General features: G+C 58.4%; 16 protein-coding genes. 4 read left to right on the top strand and 12 right to left on the bottom strand.

The window, feature by feature from the left end:
- The first annotated feature begins 30 nt into the window (after positions 1-30).
- Complete coding sequence (locus VME63_RS05510; protein ID WP_325431081.1) at positions 31-1,350, top strand: thioredoxin family protein; 1,320 nt, start codon at positions 31-33, stop codon at positions 1,348-1,350.
- A gap of 95 nt (positions 1,351-1,445) precedes the next feature.
- On the opposite strand, the gene VME63_RS05505 is transcribed toward VME63_RS05510, so the two are convergent.
- Positions 1,446-1,832 carry a hypothetical protein gene (locus VME63_RS05505; protein ID WP_325431080.1) on the bottom strand — a complete coding sequence of 129 codons (387 nt, stop codon included), beginning with the start codon at positions 1,830-1,832 and terminating at the stop codon, positions 1,446-1,448.
- A gap of 484 nt (positions 1,833-2,316) precedes the next feature.
- Between VME63_RS05505 and VME63_RS05500 the strand changes: the two genes are divergently transcribed.
- Together VME63_RS05500 and VME63_RS05495 are read left to right on the top strand one after the other, a co-directional pair.
- Positions 2,317-5,019, top strand: a complete 2,703-nt coding sequence (locus tag VME63_RS05500) for a beta-mannosidase (protein WP_325431142.1) — start codon at positions 2,317-2,319, stop codon at positions 5,017-5,019.
- 83 nt (positions 5,020-5,102) lie between these two features.
- Positions 5,103-6,548, top strand: a complete 1,446-nt coding sequence (locus tag VME63_RS05495) for a glycoside hydrolase family 125 protein (RefSeq protein WP_325431078.1) — start codon at positions 5,103-5,105, stop codon at positions 6,546-6,548.
- 1,004 nt (positions 6,549-7,552) lie between these two features.
- Here VME63_RS05495 and VME63_RS05490 read toward each other — a convergent pair.
- From VME63_RS05490 to VME63_RS05455, 8 genes are all read right to left on the bottom strand, one after another.
- Positions 7,553-8,167 carry an OmpH family outer membrane protein gene (locus VME63_RS05490; RefSeq protein WP_325431077.1) on the bottom strand — a complete coding sequence of 205 codons (615 nt, stop codon included), beginning with the start codon at positions 8,165-8,167 and terminating at the stop codon, positions 7,553-7,555.
- Between the two features lie 213 nt (positions 8,168-8,380).
- The gene (locus tag VME63_RS05485) at positions 8,381-9,370 is read right to left on the bottom strand and encodes an LLM class oxidoreductase (protein WP_325431075.1); all 990 of its coding nucleotides are present in this window, start codon (positions 9,368-9,370) and stop codon (positions 8,381-8,383) included.
- Between the two features lie 237 nt (positions 9,371-9,607).
- Positions 9,608-9,925: an EthD family reductase gene (locus VME63_RS05480; RefSeq protein ID WP_325431073.1), complete on the bottom strand. Its 318-nt coding sequence runs from the start codon at positions 9,923-9,925 to the stop codon at positions 9,608-9,610.
- A 184-nt stretch (positions 9,926-10,109) separates the two neighbouring features.
- On the bottom strand, positions 10,110-10,925 hold the full coding sequence (locus tag VME63_RS05475; RefSeq protein WP_325431071.1) for an SDR family oxidoreductase: 816 nt from the start codon (positions 10,923-10,925) through the stop codon (positions 10,110-10,112).
- A gap of 272 nt (positions 10,926-11,197) precedes the next feature.
- Positions 11,198-12,178 carry a zinc-dependent alcohol dehydrogenase family protein gene (locus VME63_RS05470; protein ID WP_414648208.1) on the bottom strand — a complete coding sequence of 327 codons (981 nt, stop codon included), beginning with the start codon at positions 12,176-12,178 and terminating at the stop codon, positions 11,198-11,200.
- A 514-nt stretch (positions 12,179-12,692) separates the two neighbouring features.
- The gene (locus tag VME63_RS05465) at positions 12,693-12,980 is read right to left on the bottom strand and encodes a DUF2845 domain-containing protein (protein ID WP_325431067.1); all 288 of its coding nucleotides are present in this window, start codon (positions 12,978-12,980) and stop codon (positions 12,693-12,695) included.
- A gap of 1,689 nt (positions 12,981-14,669) precedes the next feature.
- The gene (locus VME63_RS05460; RefSeq protein ID WP_325431065.1) at positions 14,670-15,212 is read right to left on the bottom strand and encodes a hypothetical protein; all 543 of its coding nucleotides are present in this window, start codon (positions 15,210-15,212) and stop codon (positions 14,670-14,672) included.
- A 571-nt stretch (positions 15,213-15,783) separates the two neighbouring features.
- Positions 15,784-15,906 (bottom strand): hypothetical protein, encoded by a 123-nt coding sequence (locus VME63_RS05455; protein WP_325431063.1) that lies wholly within the window; start codon positions 15,904-15,906, stop codon positions 15,784-15,786.
- 528 nt (positions 15,907-16,434) lie between these two features.
- On the opposite strand from VME63_RS05455, the gene VME63_RS05450 reads away from it, so the two are divergent.
- Positions 16,435-16,767: a hypothetical protein gene (locus VME63_RS05450; RefSeq protein ID WP_325431061.1), complete on the top strand. Its 333-nt coding sequence runs from the start codon at positions 16,435-16,437 to the stop codon at positions 16,765-16,767.
- 18 nt (positions 16,768-16,785) lie between these two features.
- Here VME63_RS05450 and VME63_RS05445 read toward each other — a convergent pair whose 3' ends face one another.
- The 3 genes from VME63_RS05445 to VME63_RS05435 form a co-directional block, all read right to left on the bottom strand.
- A complete protein-coding gene (locus VME63_RS05445; RefSeq protein WP_325431059.1) occupies positions 16,786-17,208 on the bottom strand; it encodes a hypothetical protein in 423 nt (140 codons plus the stop codon).
- Between the two features lie 27 nt (positions 17,209-17,235).
- A complete protein-coding gene (locus tag VME63_RS05440) occupies positions 17,236-19,227 on the bottom strand; it encodes an RHS repeat-associated core domain-containing protein (RefSeq protein ID WP_325431057.1) in 1,992 nt (663 codons plus the stop codon).
- Positions 19,228-19,815: 588 nt separating this feature from the next.
- The coding region (locus VME63_RS05435; RefSeq protein ID WP_325431055.1) for an RHS repeat-associated core domain-containing protein at positions 19,816-20,986 on the bottom strand (1,171 nt) is incomplete at its 5' end.

Here is a 20,986-nt window from a genome sequence, read left to right as displayed (position 1 = left end):
GCCAAGGCCCATTGCCGCTGCGGGGAATCCATGAACCTACCACTGCGCACCTTGATGTCGGCGTTCGTCTTTTCCCTGGCCGCCGCCGGCCCGCTGCACGCTGCCGATCTCGCCGACTCGCCCACTGTCGCGGCCGCGTTGCAAGCGTCCGCCCGGCAGCATCGTCCGGTGCTGCTGGATTTCCATGCGGTGTGGTGCTACTCCTGCTACTACATGAGCAGCCACGTGCTGACCGGCGCGGACTGGCAGGCGCTGCAGCACAAGGCCATCGTGGTCGACGTGGATGCCGATTCGCCCGACGGCCAGGCGTGGATGGATAAGTTGAAGATTTCGTTCCTGCCCACGTACGTCGTTCTCGACGAGCATGGCAACGAACTGGGCCGCATCACCGCCGAACAGCCAAGGCAGAAGTTCTATCCGCTCATCGACGCGATTCTGGCCAACGGCAATACGCTCGATACCTTCAAGCGCCGCGCGCAGGGCGGCGCGATCGATGCGGTGGCTGCCGTGCTCGACGCGTACCAGGCACGCTCCGAAGGCGCACCGGGACTGGCCTGGTTTGCCACGCTGCCGCAGGCCGTGCGCAAATCCGCTTCGGGCGATGCGCACGTGACGCTGGCGCTGGACGAACTGGCGCTGGCCAAGGCCGAGGCCGGCACCGACCAGGCCGCGATCATCGCCAGTGCGCAGAAGGTGCTGGCCGCCGACACCGACTGCCAACGCCCGTACGTGCTCGACAGCTTGCTCGATGCCAGCAAGCATCTCGGCGACGCGCAGCGCAAGGCGTTGCTGGCTGCGCAACGCCAGCCGCTCGATCGCTACCTGGATACGCAGGTCTTTGCCGCCACGCCCAGTTGCGCCGATCAACGCAGCGCCGTGCTGACCAGCGCCGATCTCGATGCCGCGCTGGGGGACAGCGCGGCGGAGACGGCGGTGCTCGACCGCGCCATCGACACCACGCGCAAGCGCCTGGGCAGCCATCTCGCCAGCGATCGAAACCTCGCCGACAACCTGTGGGTTTATCTGTCGCGCGCCCATCGCGATGCGGAGCTGGACGCTTATCTGCGCAAGCTGATCGCCGCCTACCCGCACGATTTCGTCTATCCCTACCGTTACGGACGCATCCTGCTGGCGCAGGGCAAGCCGGCCCAGGCGTTGCCCTATCTGGCGCAGGCCTACGACGCCTCATACGGCGAAAATCGCCTGCGCGTTACCTCCTACCGCGTGACGGCGCTCAAAGCCCTGCATCGCGACGCCGAGGCCAGGCAGGCGGTGGCCCAGGCATTGAGCGCCAACGGCCCCTGGTTTCCCAAGGCCGCCGCCGCACTCAAAGCCCAGGTGGCGTCCTGATAGCGCACATCCGCAGAGGTGCGCGTGATGCGGCCTAAAAAGCGAGGGCCATCGCGGCCCTCGTTTTCGTGAAGCAACCTGCCACGCGCACGCCATCAATGCACGACGTTGCCGTGCCCGTCGCGGTATTCATTGCCGTGGAATCCGCCGCCCGGATGCGGCACCGGATGGTCGCCGTGGCGCGGGATCGGCCCGTGATAACCGCCACGCACGTCGTAACGGCTATCCACGTGACCGCGAAAATACGCCGGACCGTGATACCAGGGGCCTGCGCCGATGAACACGCCACCGGAGAACCACTCCGGCCCGTAGTAGCCGTAAGGCGCGCACGCGTAAGGCGCGTAATCGTAATAACCGTAAGGGCACACCGGTGCCGGCCCGATGTTCACGCCGATCGCAACCTGAGCCTGGACACGCGGAGCGGCGAGAGCGAACGCCAGCACGGCGATCGCGGTGGCGGCAAGACCTGTGAAGATTTTCATGCGATAACCCTCGTTCAAGGTGAGGTTATCGTCGGCGCCACGACCTGAAATGCGCATAACTGTGAAACGTAACGGTTTAGCCGCGGTTACGGCGATTTTCATCGCACGTTGCCCTTGGACATTTCCTCGGCGCGTATTGCGTTGATTTGCCGTTGGATGGTGGACATCCCGACGTTGCCGACGGACACCTGCCGCGGGCAACGATGATCTCAAGCTGCGGGCGTTTCATCCGACGGCACCGACGATAGGTACATGAGGCGGCCCTCATGTGATACGGCCGCCTAGGCGCACACATCCACCCCACGCCGCCCCTATTGCGCTGCGGCATGCGCCACCCGGTCCGGAACTGTTAGTGTCGTTGGATATGGATCGATCTAAATGGGTATATTCCAACGATCCGACAGCACGGAACCGGGAATGCAGCCATGGCTTGAAGCGTTGCCACGGCGCGGCCGGCATGATCCAGCAAGGGCGATCCAACCATATGATGCACAACAATCTCTCGACCCGGCCGGGTGGCAAGCGGCGCGCGGCCATGTTCGGCCTCTGCCTTGCATTGGCCTGCCTGGCTTTTCGGCCGGTCGCGGCGCAGACCACCACGCAAAACCTGGACAGCGGCTGGCGCTTTCGCCTCGCCGAGGGCGACAGCCAGGCCAAGGCACACGCCGCCGCAACGCGCTGGCATGCCGCCAGTGTGCCCGGCATGGTGCAGGCCGACTTGTTGACGGCCAAGCTGCTGCCCGATCCGTACTTTCGCGACAACGAAGCGAAGGTGCAGTGGGTGGGCCTGGCCGACTGGCAATACCAGACGCATTTCACCGTCGATCAAGCCACGCTCGATCGCCAGCACGTGGAACTGGTGTTCGACGGGCTGGATACCTTCGCCGACGTCTATCTCAACGGCACCAAGCTGATCGACGCGGACAACATGTTCCGTCGCTGGCGCATCCCGGCAAAACGTGCGCTGCATGTGGGCAGCAACCTGCTGGAGGTGCGCCTGTATTCGCCGATCAAGCGGCTGCAGCCGTGGCTGCTCAAGCAACCGTACGCGTTGCCGGGCGAATTCGATTCCGCCTTCGGCGACGAACCCAAGGGCAAACAGACGGCCAATTACGTGCGCAAGGCCAACTACCAGTACGGCTGGGATTGGGGCCCGCGCATCGTCACCGAAGGCATCTGGCAGAAGGTGCACCTGGACAGCTGGAACGGTCCGCATGTGGAGGACTTCCATATCGAGCAAACCTACGTCGCGCGCGAAGCCGCGCACGTGCAGGCGCAGCTGGAGATCCAGGCCGACGCCAGCAAGCCGCTGCACGTCAGCATCGACGCGATCGGTCCGGACGGCCAGACGGCGGCACATGTGGAGCGCGACGTTATTGTCGATCCCGGCACCAACCACCTCAGCTTGCCCCTGCGCATCGCCGATCCCAAGCGCTGGTATCCGGCCGGCTACGGCGCGCAGGACATGTACACCTTCAAGGCTGACATCCGCGATGCCGATGGCGACATCTACCAGGCGCAGCACGCCACCGGCTTGCGCACCGTCGAGCTGCGCCGCGAGCACGATGCCTGGGGCCGCAGCTTCGCTTTCGTGATCAACGGCATTCCGGTATTCGCCAAGGGCGCGGACATGATCCCGTTCGACAGCATCCCCACCCGCGTCACCGACGCGCAGATGCGGCAGGTGCTGCAGTCGGCGCGCGACGCCAACATGAACATGCTGCGCATCTGGGGCGGCGGCTATTACCTCCCCGACGCGTTTTACGAAATGGCCGATCGGCTCGGCATCATGCTGTGGCACGACTTCATGTTCGGCGGCGCCATTCCGCCCAACGACCAGGCTTATGTCCAAAACACGCGCGAAGAGGCGATCGAGCAGGTCAAGCGCCTGCGCGACCACCCCAGCATCGTGATCTGGGTGGGCAACAACGAAGTGCAGACCGGCTGGGACAGCTGGTCCGACCGCATCGCGTTCAAGGCCGCAATCTCGCCGGACGAGCGCGAGCGTATCGTCACCGGCATGGTGAATCTTTTCAGCAATACCCTGCGCAATGTCGTCGCGCGCTACGACCCCGGCGTGCCGTACTGGGCCAGCTCGCCCAGCACCGACTACGAAGGCCCGGCCAATGTGCTGGACAACGGCGACTACCACTATTGGAACGTATGGTCGGGCGAGGCCAAGCCGGTCACCGAATACCTCAACGTGACGCCGCGCTTCCAGTCCGAATACGGCCTGCAATCGTTCCCCGACATGCGCACCATCCATGCCTTCACCGAGCCCGGCGACCTGCAGCCCGAATCGCCGGTGATGCGCGCGCACCAGAAATACGACAGCGGCAACGGCAACAAGCGCCTGCTGCTGTACATCACGCGCAGCTTCGGCGAGCCGAAGGACTTCGCCTCCTTCGTCTACCTGAGCCAGGTCATGCAGGCGCAGGGCATCCAGCTGGCCGCCGAACACTTGCGCGCTTCGCGGCCGCAGGCGATGGGTTCGCTGTACTGGCAGCTCAACGATGTGTGGCCGGGCGCATCCTGGGCCAGCATGGACTATTTCGGGCGCTGGAAGGCGCTGCAGTTCCATGCGCGGCGTTTCTACGCACCGCTGATGATTGCGGCCTTGCGCAATAACGGCGCGACCACCGTATCGCTGGTTTCCGACAGTACCGCGCCCAAACGCATGCGCTGGCGCATGCGCACGATGGACTTCTCCGGCAAGGTGCTGGGCGAACACGACGAAGCCGCCAACCTCCCGGCCTTGAGCAGCAGCAAAGTCGCCACGTACACCGATGCGCAATTGCTCAACGGCGCCGACCCGCATGCGACGTTCGCCGTCTTCGAACTGCTGGATGGTGATAAGCCCGTCTCGCAGAACCTGGTGTTTTTCGACGAACCCAAGCAACTGCAGCTGCCCTCGCCACATATCGACGCGAAGCTTGAAGCGGGTTCGGACGGCTATACGCTGACCTTGAGCACCGACACGCTGGCGCGCGACGTGTGGGTGTCGTTCGGCGATCTGGATGCAAACGTGTCGGATAACGCGTTCGACATGCTGCCCGGACAAACGGTTACGCTAATCGTGCACAGCAAGCAGTCGCTGGATACGCTCCGCCACATGTTGACGCTGCAAAATCTGGCGGACGTGATGCACGTGGCGCAACAAGCGCAACAAGCGCAACAAGCCCCATAACCCCCATACCCCCTTTCTCCTCGCGGTCATTCCGGCGTTCACCCCAATGACCGCGAGGTAAGCATCAAGGATCGCTTTCGCCCATGCCCACCCGTCGCGACGTCCTAAAACTTCTGGGCACAGCCGCCACGTCAGCCGCCGCCGCGGGCCTGCTCCCCGGCGTGTCCGTGGCGCAGGCCCCATCATCGTCGTTCGTCAGCAAGCGCCCGCCGGCCAACAAGCGCAAGTTCGTCAGCGACGCGGTCGAACGCCAGCTGGCCTCGGTCAAAGCTGGTATCGGCGATCCCAAGCTCGCCTGGATGTTCGAGAACTGCTACCCCAACACACTCGACACCACGGTGGAAGTGGGCACACTGGAGGGTAAGCCCGACACGTTCGTCATCACCGGCGACATCGACGCGATGTGGCTGCGCGACTCTTCCGCGCAGGTGACGCCGTACCTGCCGCTGGCCAGGCAAGATGACTCGCTGCAGCGCCTGTTCCGTGGCTTGATCCATCGCCATGCGCGTTGCATCCGCATCGACCCCTACGCCAATGCCTTCATGCCCGATCCGCATGCGCAGCCGCTGGTGTGGGCACGGCACGACGACACCGACATGAAACCCGGCGTTGGCGAGCGCAAATGGGAAATCGATTCGCTGTGCTATCCGATCCGCCTCGCGCATGGCTACTGGCAGGCCGTCGGCGACACCGTACCGTTCGACGACGACTGGCGCGCCGCGATGCACCTGGTGCTGCAGACGTTCCGTACTCAACAACGTAAGCACGACCGTGGCCCGTACCACTTCCAGCGCACCTCGCCCACCCCGACCGAGACGCAATTCCTGTCCGGCTACGGCAATCCCACCCGGCCGAACGGCATGATCCACTCCATGTTCCGGCCGTCGGACGACGCCTGCGTCTATCCGTTGCTGGTGCCGTCCAACCTGTTTGCGGTGCTGAGCCTGCGCCAGCTGGCGGCGATGAGCCGCGCGATCCATCACGATGCGGCGTTCGCCGCCGAATGTGAAGCGCTGGCCGATGAAGTCGAACAGGCCGTGCACCGCGACGGCCGCATGCAAGATGCCGATGGCGGTGAACATTGGGCCTACGAAGTCGACGGTTTCGGCAACCAGCTGTTCATGGACGACGCCAACGTGCCCAGCCTGCTCGGCCTGCCCTATCTGGGCTGCTGCGATCGCAACGATCCGCTCTACCAGCGCACGCGCGCGCGGGTATGGAGCCATCGCAACGCCTATTTCTTCGAAGGCAAGGCCGCGCAAGGCATCGGTGGACCGCACGAAGGGCTGCGCATGATCTGGCCGATGTCGATCATGATGTACGCGCAGACCGCCAACGACCCCGCGCAGATTCGCCAATGCCTGAGCTGGCTGCGCGACACGGACGCCGGTACCGGCTTCATGCACGAATCATTCGACCAGGACGACCCCGCCACATTCACCCGCAGTTGGTTCGCCTGGGCCAATACGCTATTCGGCGAGCTGATCGTGGACGTGCGGCGCAACCATCCGGCGTTATTGAGCAAGTAACACCGCTCAGGCGTCGGATGCGTCGCCGCGCAACACGCAAGGCTCACCTGCGCTTTAGCTCACGCGACAGAAAAGGGGCCAGCCGAACGCTGGCCCCCGCGCACGCTATGCCATTCAGGCCGCTTTCTCCACGCTGCCTGCCCGAATCACCACGCTGTCGGCCGGCTTATTGGATACCTTCGGCGGATCGGCAAAGGACACCGAGTAGTAGTTGATCGTCAGCTTGGACGGCTCGGCGGGAAGAATCGCTTCCAGCGGCAGCGTAAGGCTCTGCGCGGTAAACGGCGGCGGCGCAATGAAGCGCGCATGTTCGGCGGCGGGTGAAACCGGATTGCCGGTTTCGCGATGAGGCTTGGCGAAGCTTGCGCCAAGGTAGCCTTTTGTCGCGTGAGATTGCTTAGGGCCTGTTTACCCTATTGGCGTGGCCCGCGCCGGGAGCTGTTTGCTCGCCAGCCAAGGAAGAGCGAAGGCGTGTACGTCCGTACACGACTGAGCGATGACGCCGGATGGCGGGCAAACAGACCCTAAACATGTCAGGTCCTCCAGAAAGGGTTGGTCAAGCCGCGAATGCGGGAAACGAAACCGTCAGGAAAAAACGCGGACACAAGCGAGGCCATCGCAAAAATTCAAGCGAAGAAAAAACAAGGGAGACAACAAGACCCATCGGCCAGTACGGAGCGATGGCAATCGCAACACAGAGATCGATCAAAGGTGTGTTTACGGCGTGCTGCAGCAAGGCATCCGGCCTTATGTGCTCGTCCTTCCACGGCCATCCTGCCGGCCGCCCCTGACGGCCGTGTGACGCTGTGCCGACTGCGCCGCGGCATCGCCCTGTGACGGCGATTCGTTATCCCGCCGTGAAGCCCGGAACGCATCTTTGCCCGGCGATCGGCAGCTGTCACGACCCGCATCGGCAACTTCACCGGCCATGCGCGCGGTGAAGCCTGTTGCGTTTACCGCAAGGGCAAGAAGCTGCATGGCGGCAGCTTCTTGCCAGGTTCGCACTAGGGCGTCGCGCCGGTATTGGGCGCGCTCGCGGCAGGGAGCGTTTCCAGGTTGAACGAGATGGTGGTGACCTTGGCGTCCAGGCCCGCCACGACTGCGGGCGTGAGGTCGTTGGTCATGTTGCCGCCGAACACCACGTTGCGGTCCAGCAGCAGGCCGCAGTGCTGGTTGCTGTAGGCGCTGACGACGATCGGTTGCGCATCCTGCGCGATCTGTTCCATGGCCTTGGCGCGGGTTGCCTCCAACTCGCGCGCAAGCAGGGCCTGGTCGGCCTGCACTTTCTCCATACGTTGCGCCAGCGCCTGTTCGCGCTGCTGGCGTTGCTCGGTCGACAGCGACGCCTGCTGCGAGCGGTAGGTCTGGATGTCCGCATCGATCGGCTGACGTTCGGTACGAATCTGCGCCTGGGCCTGGTCGGTGAGCTGCTTCAAGCGCGCCGAGGCCGCTACGCCGATCTTGGCATGGGCAAAAATCGCCTCGCGCGAGAGCATGCACACGCCAGGCACCGCCGGGCCGGTCGAGGGTATGCTGGCGGCCTGTGCATGCGCGGCGGCAAAGGGCACGCCCAGGGAACAAATGGCGGCAAAGGTCATCAGGGTCCGATCGAGGCGCATGGTGTTTCCTTGGATTTGGGTGAAAAGACGAACGACTACGTTCGCACTAATTGACGAATTTTGCATGACCCGGTGCGGCAAGCCTTGCTCTCACGCCTTTTTCACGGCGGCGGCCCGGGGATCCTGGCACTGCTCCGCGGGTGGTGGCCATCGTCCTGAGCCCCAGCTTTGTCCGCCCGGACGCCGCAACGGCTGGCGCCGGGGGCTGCGACCTTACGTGTGTGAAGGGAATGCGGGCAGCACGTACTCGGCCAGCTCCTCCATGACGGCCGCGAACGGCCGTTGCAGCGGCTTCAGGTTCAGTGCCACGTGCGAGACGCCCAAGGCTTCCTGCTGTTTCCATAGATCGATCAACGCATGCCGTCCACCGGTCAGTACGCCGTGGATGACCTGGATGGGTGCGTCCGGATTCGCACTGAGGTCAAAAAAGGTGCCGTAGCCATAGGGCTTGAATGACCCGGGGCCAACCGCCTGCCGCCATGCCTGGACGACCTTGCCGATCTGTTGATAGTCGCTGACGTACCAGATCCATCCGTCGGCGTTATGGGCGATCCACTCGATGGTCTGCCTGGAACGGCCAATCACGATGAGCGGAATGCGTCCGGCTGCCGGCTTGGGCACCATGTCGATGGTGCCTTGAAGGGTACCGTAGTGCTGCCAATCAAAGCGCGGAAAGCTCGTTTCGGTCAGGGCGCGGATGATCGGAAACGTTTCGCGATAACGCTCGTCCCGATGATCGAATTCGATGCCAAACGCGGGGTATTCAATGGGCCGGTCGCCCGATGCCATACCCAGCACCAGCCGCCCGCCCGACAATTGATCGACCGACGCAGCTTGCTTGGCCACGATCACCGGATCGCGCAGCGGCGCAACGATGCCGGCAGTACCCAGCGTCAGGCGCTTGGTCACCGATGCGAGAAAACCCAGGTAGACGAACGGATCCAGCACCTGCCCGACATCCCCGAAACCGGGATCGTAAAAAGGAACATCCCGCAGCCAGAGGCTGGTGAAGCCGGCTTGATCCACCTGCCTGGCCAAGGCTTCGTGATCGGCAAGTGTGGGAAACGGCGAGCGACGGTAGCCTTCCAGGGGCGCGATGAATCCGAATGTAAGTTTTCCCGGCTGGAAGACGCGCGAAAATCCCGGGTGGCGGCTGAGGTCCGCACTATCGCTGGCTGCGTTGTTGCGTGAATGCATGTTCATGGCTTGGTGTGTGTGTTATCGATGCAGTACAGAATCCGCATGGGTTGTCGGTGGGATGGTCGCCGGCGGCCGCCTTGCCTGCGCTGCGGGTGCTTTGGCGAATGCACGGCGCCCGCGCATGTCCTGGAAGCCTTGGTGGTAAGGGATTTATGCAGTCGCGCGGCTTTTGCGACTTGCCGAAAACTTTCTCGCTCGATCGAGCACCCGGCCCATCAAGGCCGCGCATGGCAAGCGGCCTTAGGTCACTAGCGCTTCGCTAATCTGTAAGACAGGTGGCTCATTGGAGTAATTGACCAAGTCGGCCCACAGCATTTCATCGACGTGCGGATTGAATGCCTGATGAAAAGATTCCAATGAATCGAAATGGAGCTGGGTGTGGACGAGAAACTCGGCCTTGGAATCAGCCGTACCGTCGCTGATTCCCTTGGACACCGAGATACTTTTCAAAGCCGGCTCAAGCAACTTCCTGGCCAGAGGAATGTGGCTTTTCAGGTAGTAGTCGGTATTGAATTCAACGGTTGGAGTATTTCGATACAGAACATTGATAACGATCACATGTCTTCTCCGTAAGAACGGGGCCGGTCACTGGGTCGATACCTTCGCATGTAGGTGTCATTCGAAATCGATGGCTTCCCATGCGCGACCGACCCGAAGTCGTCGTGGCAGCATCACCGGTTTGATACGACACGCCATGATGATTGGCCTCCTTGCAGGCCAGCCACTCACCGCTAACGTCGCATCATCCTTTTCGGCGCTGTTCTTCCACGTAGGCCTGTTGCCCCAACTGCTGGCGCAGGGCAAAAAGTTCTTTGGCATCGTCACCGGCGAAGTAGCGCAACTGGTTCTTGCCATCGGTGGCCGCTTCATACACCGATTCTGCGATTTTTTCCGTGGTGGAAGCGTGCGCAAGATACTCGGGACTCTTGAAGGCGGCGTGCATCTTGTCCACGTCTTGCTGATAGGCGCGGTGCGGCGCGGCCTTTACCATATGACTGTCGCTAAAAAACTCGGTGCCCGTCATCCAGCCAGGATTTACCGTCTTGATGGTTATGCCTACTTTGTTCAACTCATAACTGACCGACTCGGTCCATCCTTCTATCGCCCATTTGCTTGCGGCGTACATGGAGTTCAGGGGCACACCCACATAAGCGGCGATGGACGAGGTGTTGATGAACAGACCGTTGCCGCGCTCGCGGAAATAAGGCGTGAATGCCTTGATGACACGGATGTAACCAACGAAATTGACATCCATGACGTCTTGCACCTGTTCGATGGTGCTTGCTTCCACGGGGCCGGCCAGGCCATATCCTGCGTTGTTGAACACCACATCCACGCTGCTGCCGCCGGTGGTGGAGGCCTTTACGGCGTCGGCCACTTCGTGGTCCTTGGTTACATCCAGCTTCAATAGCCGAACGTTGGGGATGTGGTTCAACTCTGTTTCGTTTTCAGGCGCAAGCATGGTGGCGATGACATTCCAGCCCTTGGCCGCAAAAAATTTGGCCGTTGCCTTGCCTAAACCAGAAGATGCGCCGGTGATAAAAATGGTCTTGTTCATGACTTTTCCTATGAGGCTTTCATTTGCATGACATAAAAACCCACAACGTGGGGTTGGCTCAAAGCAGGAAAGCTGCGGCCGCGGATCTCTTTCAAAGAAACGGCGTGCGCTAACCTGCCGAGCAGGTTGTTTCAGATAAGCACGTACTCGCACGCGTTGTTTATGCGGGAGGCTTCCAGCAGCGGCGACGAGCGGGCTGTTCGCGAATTTCAGCGCCGTTGCCCCACTTGGGCGTGGGCACTGAAACGCGCGTCATGCATCCGGCTACCGGCTTAAGCGACGTCGATGACGGCCTTGCCGACCACGTTGCCGCCTAGCAGCGCTTCATGCGCGCCGATCGCATTCGACAAGTCGAAGCGTTGCGGATCCACCATCACGCGGATTTTTTCCGCTTCGATGAGCGCAGTCGCCTGGCGCAGAATGTCGCCATGATGGGTGCGGCGTTTGCCGGTCAGTAGCGGCAGCAGCACATAGACACCCGTTACCGTAACGCCCTTCAGTGAGCCCGGGGCGAGGTCGATCGGACCAAAGGCCAGGCTGCTCGATACGTGACCGTGCATGCCTGCTGCCACCAAGGCTTGCTCAAGCAGCTTGCCGCCAACGGTATCGAACACGGCATCGAATCCTTGTCCGCCTGTGTACGTGTTCACGTAGGTATCGACATCGGTGCTGCGATCGATCCACGTTGCACCGTATGACTCGATGATCTCGCGCTTGGCCGGCGCTTCGGTAGCAAACACTTCTGCGCCGCGGGCGCGTGCGATTTGCACCGCCATGTGGCCTACGCCGCCGGCACCGCCCAACACCAACACCTTTTGGCCGGCGCTGACGCGGGCGCCATCAACCAGGCCTTCCCAGGCCGTCAGCAGCACCAACGGAATGGCGGCCGCCTCGCGCATGCTGATGTTCTTCGGCTTGATCGCCAGCACATCGGCGTCCACGGCCGCATATTGGGCGAGCGAGCCCGGCACCCCGCGCACACCGCCGGCCAAACCGTAGACTTCGTCGCCGACCTTGAATGCTTTGACGCCCCGACCAACGGCCTCAACCACACCTGCCAGGTCCGTTCCAAGAATGGCGGGCAGTTCGGGCATCGCGTGGGGGAATTCGCCGGTGCGGATCTTGGAGTCAATCGGATTTACGCCGCTGGCCGCGATACGAACCAGCACTTGTCCAGGGCCTGCCTCAGGGCGGGGAACCTGGGTTTCAACAAACTTGCCGTCCTTGTAGCTGTTAAGGACAAGGGCACGCATGGTCTGGGGGGATGTCATATCAAACCTCTACAAAAATGAGCACGGGGGGAGTTCGGAAGAACTGTGTAATCAATCAGTAGTGGTAGTTTGATATGTACTAGATATTTCGTCTATTAGGCACGTTTATGTGATCTAGTAACTAAAAGGGTACCATGATAAAAATCAGCGCCATGAAACGTCGGCCAGGTCATCTCCGCTCGTTGCGAGGGAAGACATTCGCCCGGGCGCACCCACAGGTGATCGGACTCTACAAAGCCCAAGCCGTCCGCCGCCGTTCCTGGCCGCGCCGGAACGATATGGAGCTAGCCACGCTAGCGCCCGCCGTAATGCCTGGGCTACTCAGTTAGCGCGGACCGGTCAGAAGAGGCGCAGGATCCGTTACCCATCCACCCGCCATCGCATCATCAACCCCAGCCTCTACTTCTGGATAACTCGAAGGGGCAAGGGTGCTACGCCGTTATGGGCGGATTTCTGAAAAAGAACGTTGAAATGATCGTGTCGGCGTGATGATGGGTCAGTGATACAAAGTCTCGATGTTGGCCACTCTGCCACCGACAATGGTTATGACCACCGTGCTGCCCTCTCGGGCATATTGCCACTGCTCGCCACGCGCCATTTGATTATTTGGCATGCCGCCCGTTTCTTGAGTGAGAAAAGTACGCATGGCCGGCAACCCCATTAATGCCTGCACACGCACTGCGCTGTCGCCTATGGTTAGTACCTTATTGCCTACGCGCAGCGACGTAGCGGCGTGAGCAATGGTGCTCAAGAGCAACAAAACCAAAGGAAGATAGCGTGACATGGTGGCTCTCCTTTTAGCAGTGCGCTCAATATCAAGACTCTCAAAAAGCGGCCAGGTTCCAGGATCGCCCTGAACACATACTCGCTTGCGACGCTTCAGCGATGGCGCTGAAACGATAGCGCCCAGCGGCGGAAGGCATTCATCGCGGTGATCAAGGTTCGCGGTAAGCCAGCAAGGCGCATCAACAGCTATTTGCGTACGCCGGCTTCGTAGTCAGCATCAAGCGGACAGTCATGTCCTGCGACAACCCGGTGATGGAAAGCTTCCTTGGCTCGCTTAGCCTCACTTTCCTTTCCCGTGAAAGTTGATTCAAAATTTGTTGGGCCGCGACCCTATCATGTATGAATTCTTCTGGATCCGCAGGCGTAATCACGATCAGGCGGAACAACCCGTTTCGTTTGTGTTTCGAGGCTCTCATGGCAATGACTCGTGAAATACAAAGTACAACCTGGAACGGCCACTCATCACGAACGCAAAACTCGACCTGGAACCGTTATTCGCAATGTGTCGTAGCTGTATTGCAGGACCGTGCCATCGCTTTGCGTCACCGCAACCACGCGACCGTTGGCGTCGTGTACATAGCTGATTTGGGCGTGCGCGGCACCTATCCAAAGACACGTAGTGCAGAGCAGCGCATACAAGAATGCTGAAAGGAACCGAATGGTTCTACGCAACGCTCGTGGTTTGGTGCCCTCCATGTCATGCATACCAGTCGGATGTACGCCGTTGCCCTGCGACTTCATACACACCCCTTGGACCGTTCCTTCGGATACGGCGACTGGATTTTGCCGTGCGATGACGCGTTAAAGCGACTGTTTCCTACGCTGGCACTAAGTGAACTGGCTCGCCCAACCACAGTTCGTAAGTCACCCTGGTACCGTTATTCGCCGCAGCGCGATCTGCTCCATGGCAATGCAGGGAAGCGAGGATTACTCTCGCTGTTGACGTTAGCGGCAAAACAGTGACCCCTTTGGTTCCGTTTCGGGGTCATTTTCTTCCTCTCACCTGATAATGGGCAACTACTGCCCCGGTGAACATGCCAAAGCCTAACAATAGCAGACCCACATATAGGCTTACCGAAGCGGAACCAAGGTGGGTTATTAGGTTCACAACGGCTGATATAAAGAGGGTTGCGCCGAACAAGAACCAACAAGTTTGGGGGTATTTTATAGCCGGCCAACATGGAGAGGTCATCCGAAACATTTGCTCACTGACAACCGAATTCTTGCTAACAACAAAAAATACGAACAAAAATCCAACCGCACCGCTGATTAATCCAGCGATTGGACCGAAATTTGTATCGGCATAAGTGGCTCGACTTAAAGAAAATATGCCAAGAACCACCGCCAATATCCGATAGAAAAACCATATATTAAGCCGTTTCATCACTTATAACCCTCACCAGTACATCTGCCCACCGGAACCCTGAAAAGCGCTTTCATCATAGACAACATTTACAACGGGCGCTGGTGAAATGTTGCCATCTTCGATCGAAGCTCCGGTTTCTAGCGGCTTGACGAATGGAACACCAGAAGTGAATTCCGTACTGTTCACCCCTTGACCAGCTAGCGCTGTAAAACTGGTGGAGAAAAAGCCGTTCAGGACACCGATCTTGCCGTCGGTCCGTGTGGATTGGAAGGGGCCGGGCTCATGACTCTCGACACTCTCGGTTGCACCAAACTTGCAGACTCAATCGTGGAACGTAGCCTCCCCCAACGCTTCAACCTTGACATCTTTAGGCGCTTCGGCCCTCACTTTCTGCGCAAGGAGATCGAATTCACTGACACCCCCCTCAAAAATGGCTAGTCGTCTCTTTCCATTGTAGAGCTTTAAGTTGATTCCGTTATTAATTTTGTAGTAGCGAATTAACGTCACGTTGGATAAGTCAACTCGAGTCGTCCAGAACGCACCATACTCAATTGCGCCATGCTGAACTTCAATCCGATACTTACGAAGATAGATCCATCCAAAAAGAAAAATGCTACCGAGCATAAGACCGAACACATCGGTTTCTATCCTCAGGCCGTTAATTGCAGCATCAGGGAGGAAAAAAGTTATCAACGGCAATATGACGCTAAAAACGATCACAATATTCGAGACGTTTTCGGGATATCGAAAAACCGACAAGGTCGTTGAAGGCGGCCTCCTAGTAGCCTGGGATTTTTCGATAGACCTAACGATCCACCTTGCACCCAAGACTGTCAAGAATGGAACAAGAACAATAAGCTTCATAAGTCACCTATTTCCTGCAACCGCAACCGGGGGTTTCTGAAGCCTCATTTTTCGCGATTTGTGTCTGAACCGTGCCGGTGGTTGCGGTTATTCCGCCGAGTGTGGCAGTGAGGTAGGCAGCGCCACATTCGAGCACCACCCCGTGCCGCCCACTGCGCAACAAAGGGGTCATTTAATCACTATCGTTCTTTTCAGTAACGTCTTCATTCGTCTTCGCCAATGGCTTATATCTCAACTTGCTCCTTATGATTAGTAAAGCAATCACCGTCAATACGAGATATACAAAAGAGGGAACATACCAACCCAAATACGTCTTAATGACATATGCAATTCCCTGAATAATCACACCGGCGAGCAAGATCATCGGAGCCACTTTAAAACAGGAGTGTCGCAACTTTCGCCAGTCATATTTCTGCCAGTCATTTTTTGCAGCCACAATCTTGCCCCTTTTCCAACACTTCCTGCGTGATGCCGCCGATTAAACCACCCAGCAATCCCCCCAATCCTCCTGCAGCAGCAGACTTGCCTGCCGCAGCCCAAGTTGCTGCGGCAGGCACACGGAAAAACCCCGTTACAGCACCGCCAGCAAGTCCGCCGGCTCCACCCGCAGCCCATAAGGGGGCACCAGATTGTTGTGCAGCGTAGGTGACGACCCCACCAACACCTCCACCCACAATACTTGAGTTAGACGCATCTACGACTCCGCTGGTCAGAGCACCAGCGTATCCTGCCGCTGCCGTACTGCTTGGAACCCACGCGCCAATGACTGCACCAGCAAGTCCGCTCTCCACACCCATTCCTAGGGCACCTCCTATGGCACCTGCGGGTCCACCTACAAGGAAGCCTTCAATACCCCCGCTGACCGCACCACCGACAAAACCACCGACACCGCCGGAGATGGCACCTATTTCGGCTTCGGATAGACACCAAAGGCCGTAAGGATCGATGTAGTTGAGCGGATTACCGCCTACGTAGGCATACGTGTTGGGGCCAGCGAGCAGCCCCAATGGATCACTCTCCAAAACGGGGTCAGGTTGCGTTTCTCAGCAGCAGCGTGCGTTGAGAACGACACGGTTTCAGCGCGAGATCGAGGCCACGATTGGAAGGTGCGTCAAAACCCGACCGCCCCACCGTCCATCACACAAACATTTGGCCCCGCAGCATGGTCAAAAATAAGGCAACCTGACCCCGTTGTTCAGAGCTCAGCCCCGTACGAGCAGCCATGGTGGACAACCCCGAAAAGTACGCCTGGTCGAGCTACCACGCGAACGCCCTAGGTCAGCACGACCCGCTGGTGAAACCGCACGCACAATACCTCTCACTGGCTCCGACAGCAGAAGAGCGGCATAAAGCCTACAGAGCGCTTTTTAATACAGCGATTGATGATGACCGACTCACCGAAATTCGTTCCTACATTCAGCAGCAGCGTTGGGAACGACACGATTTCAGCGCGAGATCGAGGCCACGATTGGAAGGTGCGTCAAAACCCGACCGCCCCACCGTCCATCACACAAACATCCGGCCCCGCAGCATGGTCAAAAATAAGGCAACCTGACCCCGTTGTTGCTTGCTCTCAGCTTGCCCCCTTTTTTTGGGATGGTGGATTTGAAAAAAAATTACGCCAAGCCCAGACCGCAGTCAGCATCGAAGCACCTATAGCCAAGCAGAGGCTTGTACCAACCAACCGGTGTTGCGTATAAAGTGGCAAAACTGTCCGGATCGCACCAACCAAAGTGAAGAGATATCCAATTAAGACGAACTGTTGAGCGGGGTATCGTGATTGAGGATAAAACGGTGATGTCCATAAATACGGAGAGCCCTTGTCAATCGCCCTTCTTCTATCCACAACACAAAGAAACCCGAACACGGAGGTCGCCACGACCAGCGTCGCAATAACCCAAAACATAAATGGAGGGGCACTCGTCTGATCCGGATAGGTAATGGATCCTAAAATTGCAGCCAGTACCAACGCTAACCTCAATACCAACCACATCATATTTGTCGCCTCTATTTGCCCAGATTGTTATTTGCCGAATGTATAAGTGCCACCTACGCCAATAAACGTAGACTCCCCCCCTTGCCATGTAGGTCCCGTGCTCTGGAAAAATTTAAACGTATTAATGTCACCATTCTCTACCGAAGTTTGGTACGACAAGTGCGTGTCCGCTGGATCATTGACGTTGACGGAAGATTCGGTATCACCTGTCGTGTAACTATGGTTAACTTCAGCATCAACTCCGTCGACGAAGCCTAATTTTCCTGAGGAGTTGGTCCCCCAGTCCCAGCCGCACTCCACCTTTTGATCATTAGGATCGTATTCAACCGAAAGGCCTTCACCAATACCTGCTTTAAGGCCAATCGACCATTGCCCGTTGTTGTATCCGATGGTCAGCTGACCCGCCAAAATCGCACCTACGTTGATCGTGAGTTGCGCCAATCCGAGCGGATCGACATTCATTAGCGGATTTCCGTTCACATAGGCATAAAAACTCAACTGGCCACCCGCAAATCCGATCCGGTCCTCGCTAATGAAGCCAGGAAACTGTGGACTGTAGTAGCGCGCACGGTAGTAGTAGAGACCCGCGGTGTCCGCTTCGCGCCCTGTGTACTGGTAGGGATTCGTGAAGCCTGTCGTCGTGTCGCTCGGTGTCACATTACCGTAGGGGTCATAGCTGTATTGCTCGCGGATCGCACCGGTCGGATCGGTCAGCGCAATCGTGCTTCCTAATCCATCCGCGAGGAAGTACGTCCTTCCCGTCACATCGTTTCGTGCAAAACGCTCATCGATCCCGAGGCCATTGAGGATCGGGTTGATCGCACTGCCTTGTGTCTCCTGCACAGCATTGAAGCGATCGTAGAGGTACTGCGTCGGCGTACCTCCTTGCACCGTCTTGCTCGTTCTACGACCAAGCGCGTCATACGTGTAACTCAGCTGTGCCACACCATTCTGACTCACCTGTGTGAGCTGGTTTCTGGCATTCCACTGGTAGGTATTGGTCCCATCGCTGGTCAAATTACCATCCGCGTCATAGCTCAACGCCTGCCCATTAAAACTGGTCTCCCTGTTATTGAGGTCAAACGTAGCAGGCTGCGCGGTGGCGGCCGGCAACACGTCGGTCGCGAAACTGCCGCTCTTGCTATTGATCCGTCCATCACTGTCGTAGCCGTAGACCAGATTCCCCAAGCTCGTACCGTTGCTCTGCGCGTACGTTAAGCCAGTCAACTCGCTGGCCGCGTCGTACCCGTAGTTGACGGTTACGCCGTTGGGCAAGGTCAGCGTGGACCTGCGGTTGTCCGTGTCGTAAGCCAGCTGTACCGTTTCACTGCCCTGTGTAATGGCGGTGAGGTGGTTGGCGTTGTCGTAGGTATAGTCGGCCGTGGCTTGCGCAGCCGGTGTCATGCTGACGCGTCGTTCCGCCGCGTCGTAGGTATAGCTGATACTTCCTTGCGGCGTCGCGGTGCCGGTAACGTCGTTCAACCCGTCATAGCTCCAACTTAGCGTGCCGCTGCTGGAATCGACCAGGCTGGTGAGACGGTTGCCGGCATCATAGCTGGCCTGGATACCGGAGCCATCCGCATAGGACACCAGGCTGCGCCGATTGAGGGCGTCGTAGCTGATATCCGTGACCTGCCCCTTGCGGTCGGTGTGGCTGAGGACGTGATTGAGCCCGTCATAGGTCCACGATTCGCTCTGATTCATCGCGTCCGTGCGGGTGATCAGACGATTGCGAGCATCGTAGGCGTATTGAATTACCCCTGTGTTGGGTAATGCCACACGCAAGACGTTGCCGTTGCCGTCGTAGCTCAAGGACGTCGTCTGATTGAGTGCGTCGGTTGTCGAGGAAACGCGATCGTTGGTGTCGTACTGCGTCAAGGTCACGTTACCGAGCGGATCACGCGCCGCAATGCGGCGGCCCAGGCTATCGACGGTGTAGGTGGTGGTGCGGCTGAGCGGGTCGGTGATGCTCTGCAGGTCGATTAGAGAGTCGAAACCGATCCCTGTTTTAGCTTGCACACAAAATTTCTGACACTCTCGGAAAGTCGGACCTCTCCCTAATTTTGCTGTGTCTGAACCGTGCCGGTGGTTATTCCGTCGAGTGTTGCACTGATATAGGTGGCATCACCTTCAAGCGCTGACCCAGTGACTCCCACCACGCAACAAATGGTCGCCATTTCGCCGCTGTTCGCTCTAACTGATGCTCAGATCATCGCAAATTAATGCAAATGAGCCCCCATAAGAAAAGTTAATTTGTACAAGAAAACATTCAAAAAACCTCTTTTTCACATTCTGGATTTCCGCTTGGATTGCACTACTTTCCGTTACATCAGAAAACAGTACTGACCACGCTCCGTCACTTATTTGCAAAATTTCTTGCGGAACGTCACTTACCTTCCACAGAAAAATTTCACTCAATATTCCATCCAACTTAAAATTGCTGAACCCGCTGCATCTTATATTCTTTATGTATATGACATAACGTTTACCCCCCTTATCAAGAGTTAGTTCGAGGCTTGCATTCGCATAGCTAAGTGCACAAAGTTTTGAGTCATGAAGAGGGAAGCCCGTTAGCATCCCTGATTTGTCTGTCTGTATCATCATTAATTAACCCTGAGGTGGAGGCACATTTGGACCACGCGGCTGCGGCGGATCTCCAGGCTGCGGCTCTCTCGGTGGACCACGATCTCCGCTCGATGGCGGACCACCATCGGACGGTCTTCCCCAATCATGACAATGATCATCACTGCCGATACCCGCTTCATCTGGATGAGCAAGATCTCGATCAGTTACCGGATAACCATCCGGACCGTATGTACGACTACCAGTTCCTCCACGAACAGTTGACCCAGGCGCCCCTGTCCAAGGCACCTTGTTTCCAGGAACATCGATGTAGTCCGGCGTAGCAGAATTATGACCAATGATGGCACCAACCGCTGCACCAGCGGCTGTTCCGGCCCCAACCATCCAGGCAACTTCCGGCGCAATAAACGGAGCATTGAGGCCCCCTGTAGCCCATGTGAGACTGGCAGCGGCTCCGACGCCGAGAGTGCCTCCAATCGCAGCGCCCCAAGCAGCGCCAACGGATGTAGCGCTTAACCCTATAGGATCGTAGAAATCTAATGGGTCGCCGCTGGCATAGCCGTAGTACGTGAGCTGCCCACCGAGGAATCCAGCCGAATCTTCACTGATGAATCCACCCATCGTCGGACTGTAGTAACGAGCGCGGTAATAATACAGCCCAGGTGAGTCGGCTTCTCTGCCCGTGTACTGATACGGATTGGTAAAACCTGTCGTCGTGTCACTGGATGTCACGTTGCCGTAGGGGTCATAGCTGTATTGCTCTCTGATTGCACCTGTCGGATCAGTGAGAGCAATGGTGCTGTTCAGTCCATCGCTTAGATAGTATGTGCGCCCTGTGATGTCGTTGCGTGCAAAACGCTCATCGATCCCGAGGCCATTGAGGATCGGATTGATCGCACTGCCTTGTGTCTCCTGCACAGCATTGAAGCGATCGTAGAGGTACTGCGTCGGCGTACCTGCTTGCACGGTCTTACTGATCCTTCTTCCCAGCGCGTCATACGTGTAACTGAGCTGCGCCACTCCATTCTGGCTTACCTGTGTCAGTTGGTTTCTGGCATTCCACGTATACGTATTGGTCCCATCGCTGGTCAAATTACCATCCGCGTCATAGCTCAACGCCTGCCCATTGAAGCTGGTCTCCCGGTCATTCAGATCAAACGTCGCCGGCTGGCTCGTCGGTGTCGGCGCCACGTCG

Source organism: Dyella sp., assembly GCF_035503745.1.
Lineage (GTDB): Bacteria > Pseudomonadota > Gammaproteobacteria > Xanthomonadales > Rhodanobacteraceae > Dyella_B.
Note: the sequence above shows the minus strand (reverse complement) of the source record. Positions and strands in the feature narration are given on the sequence as shown.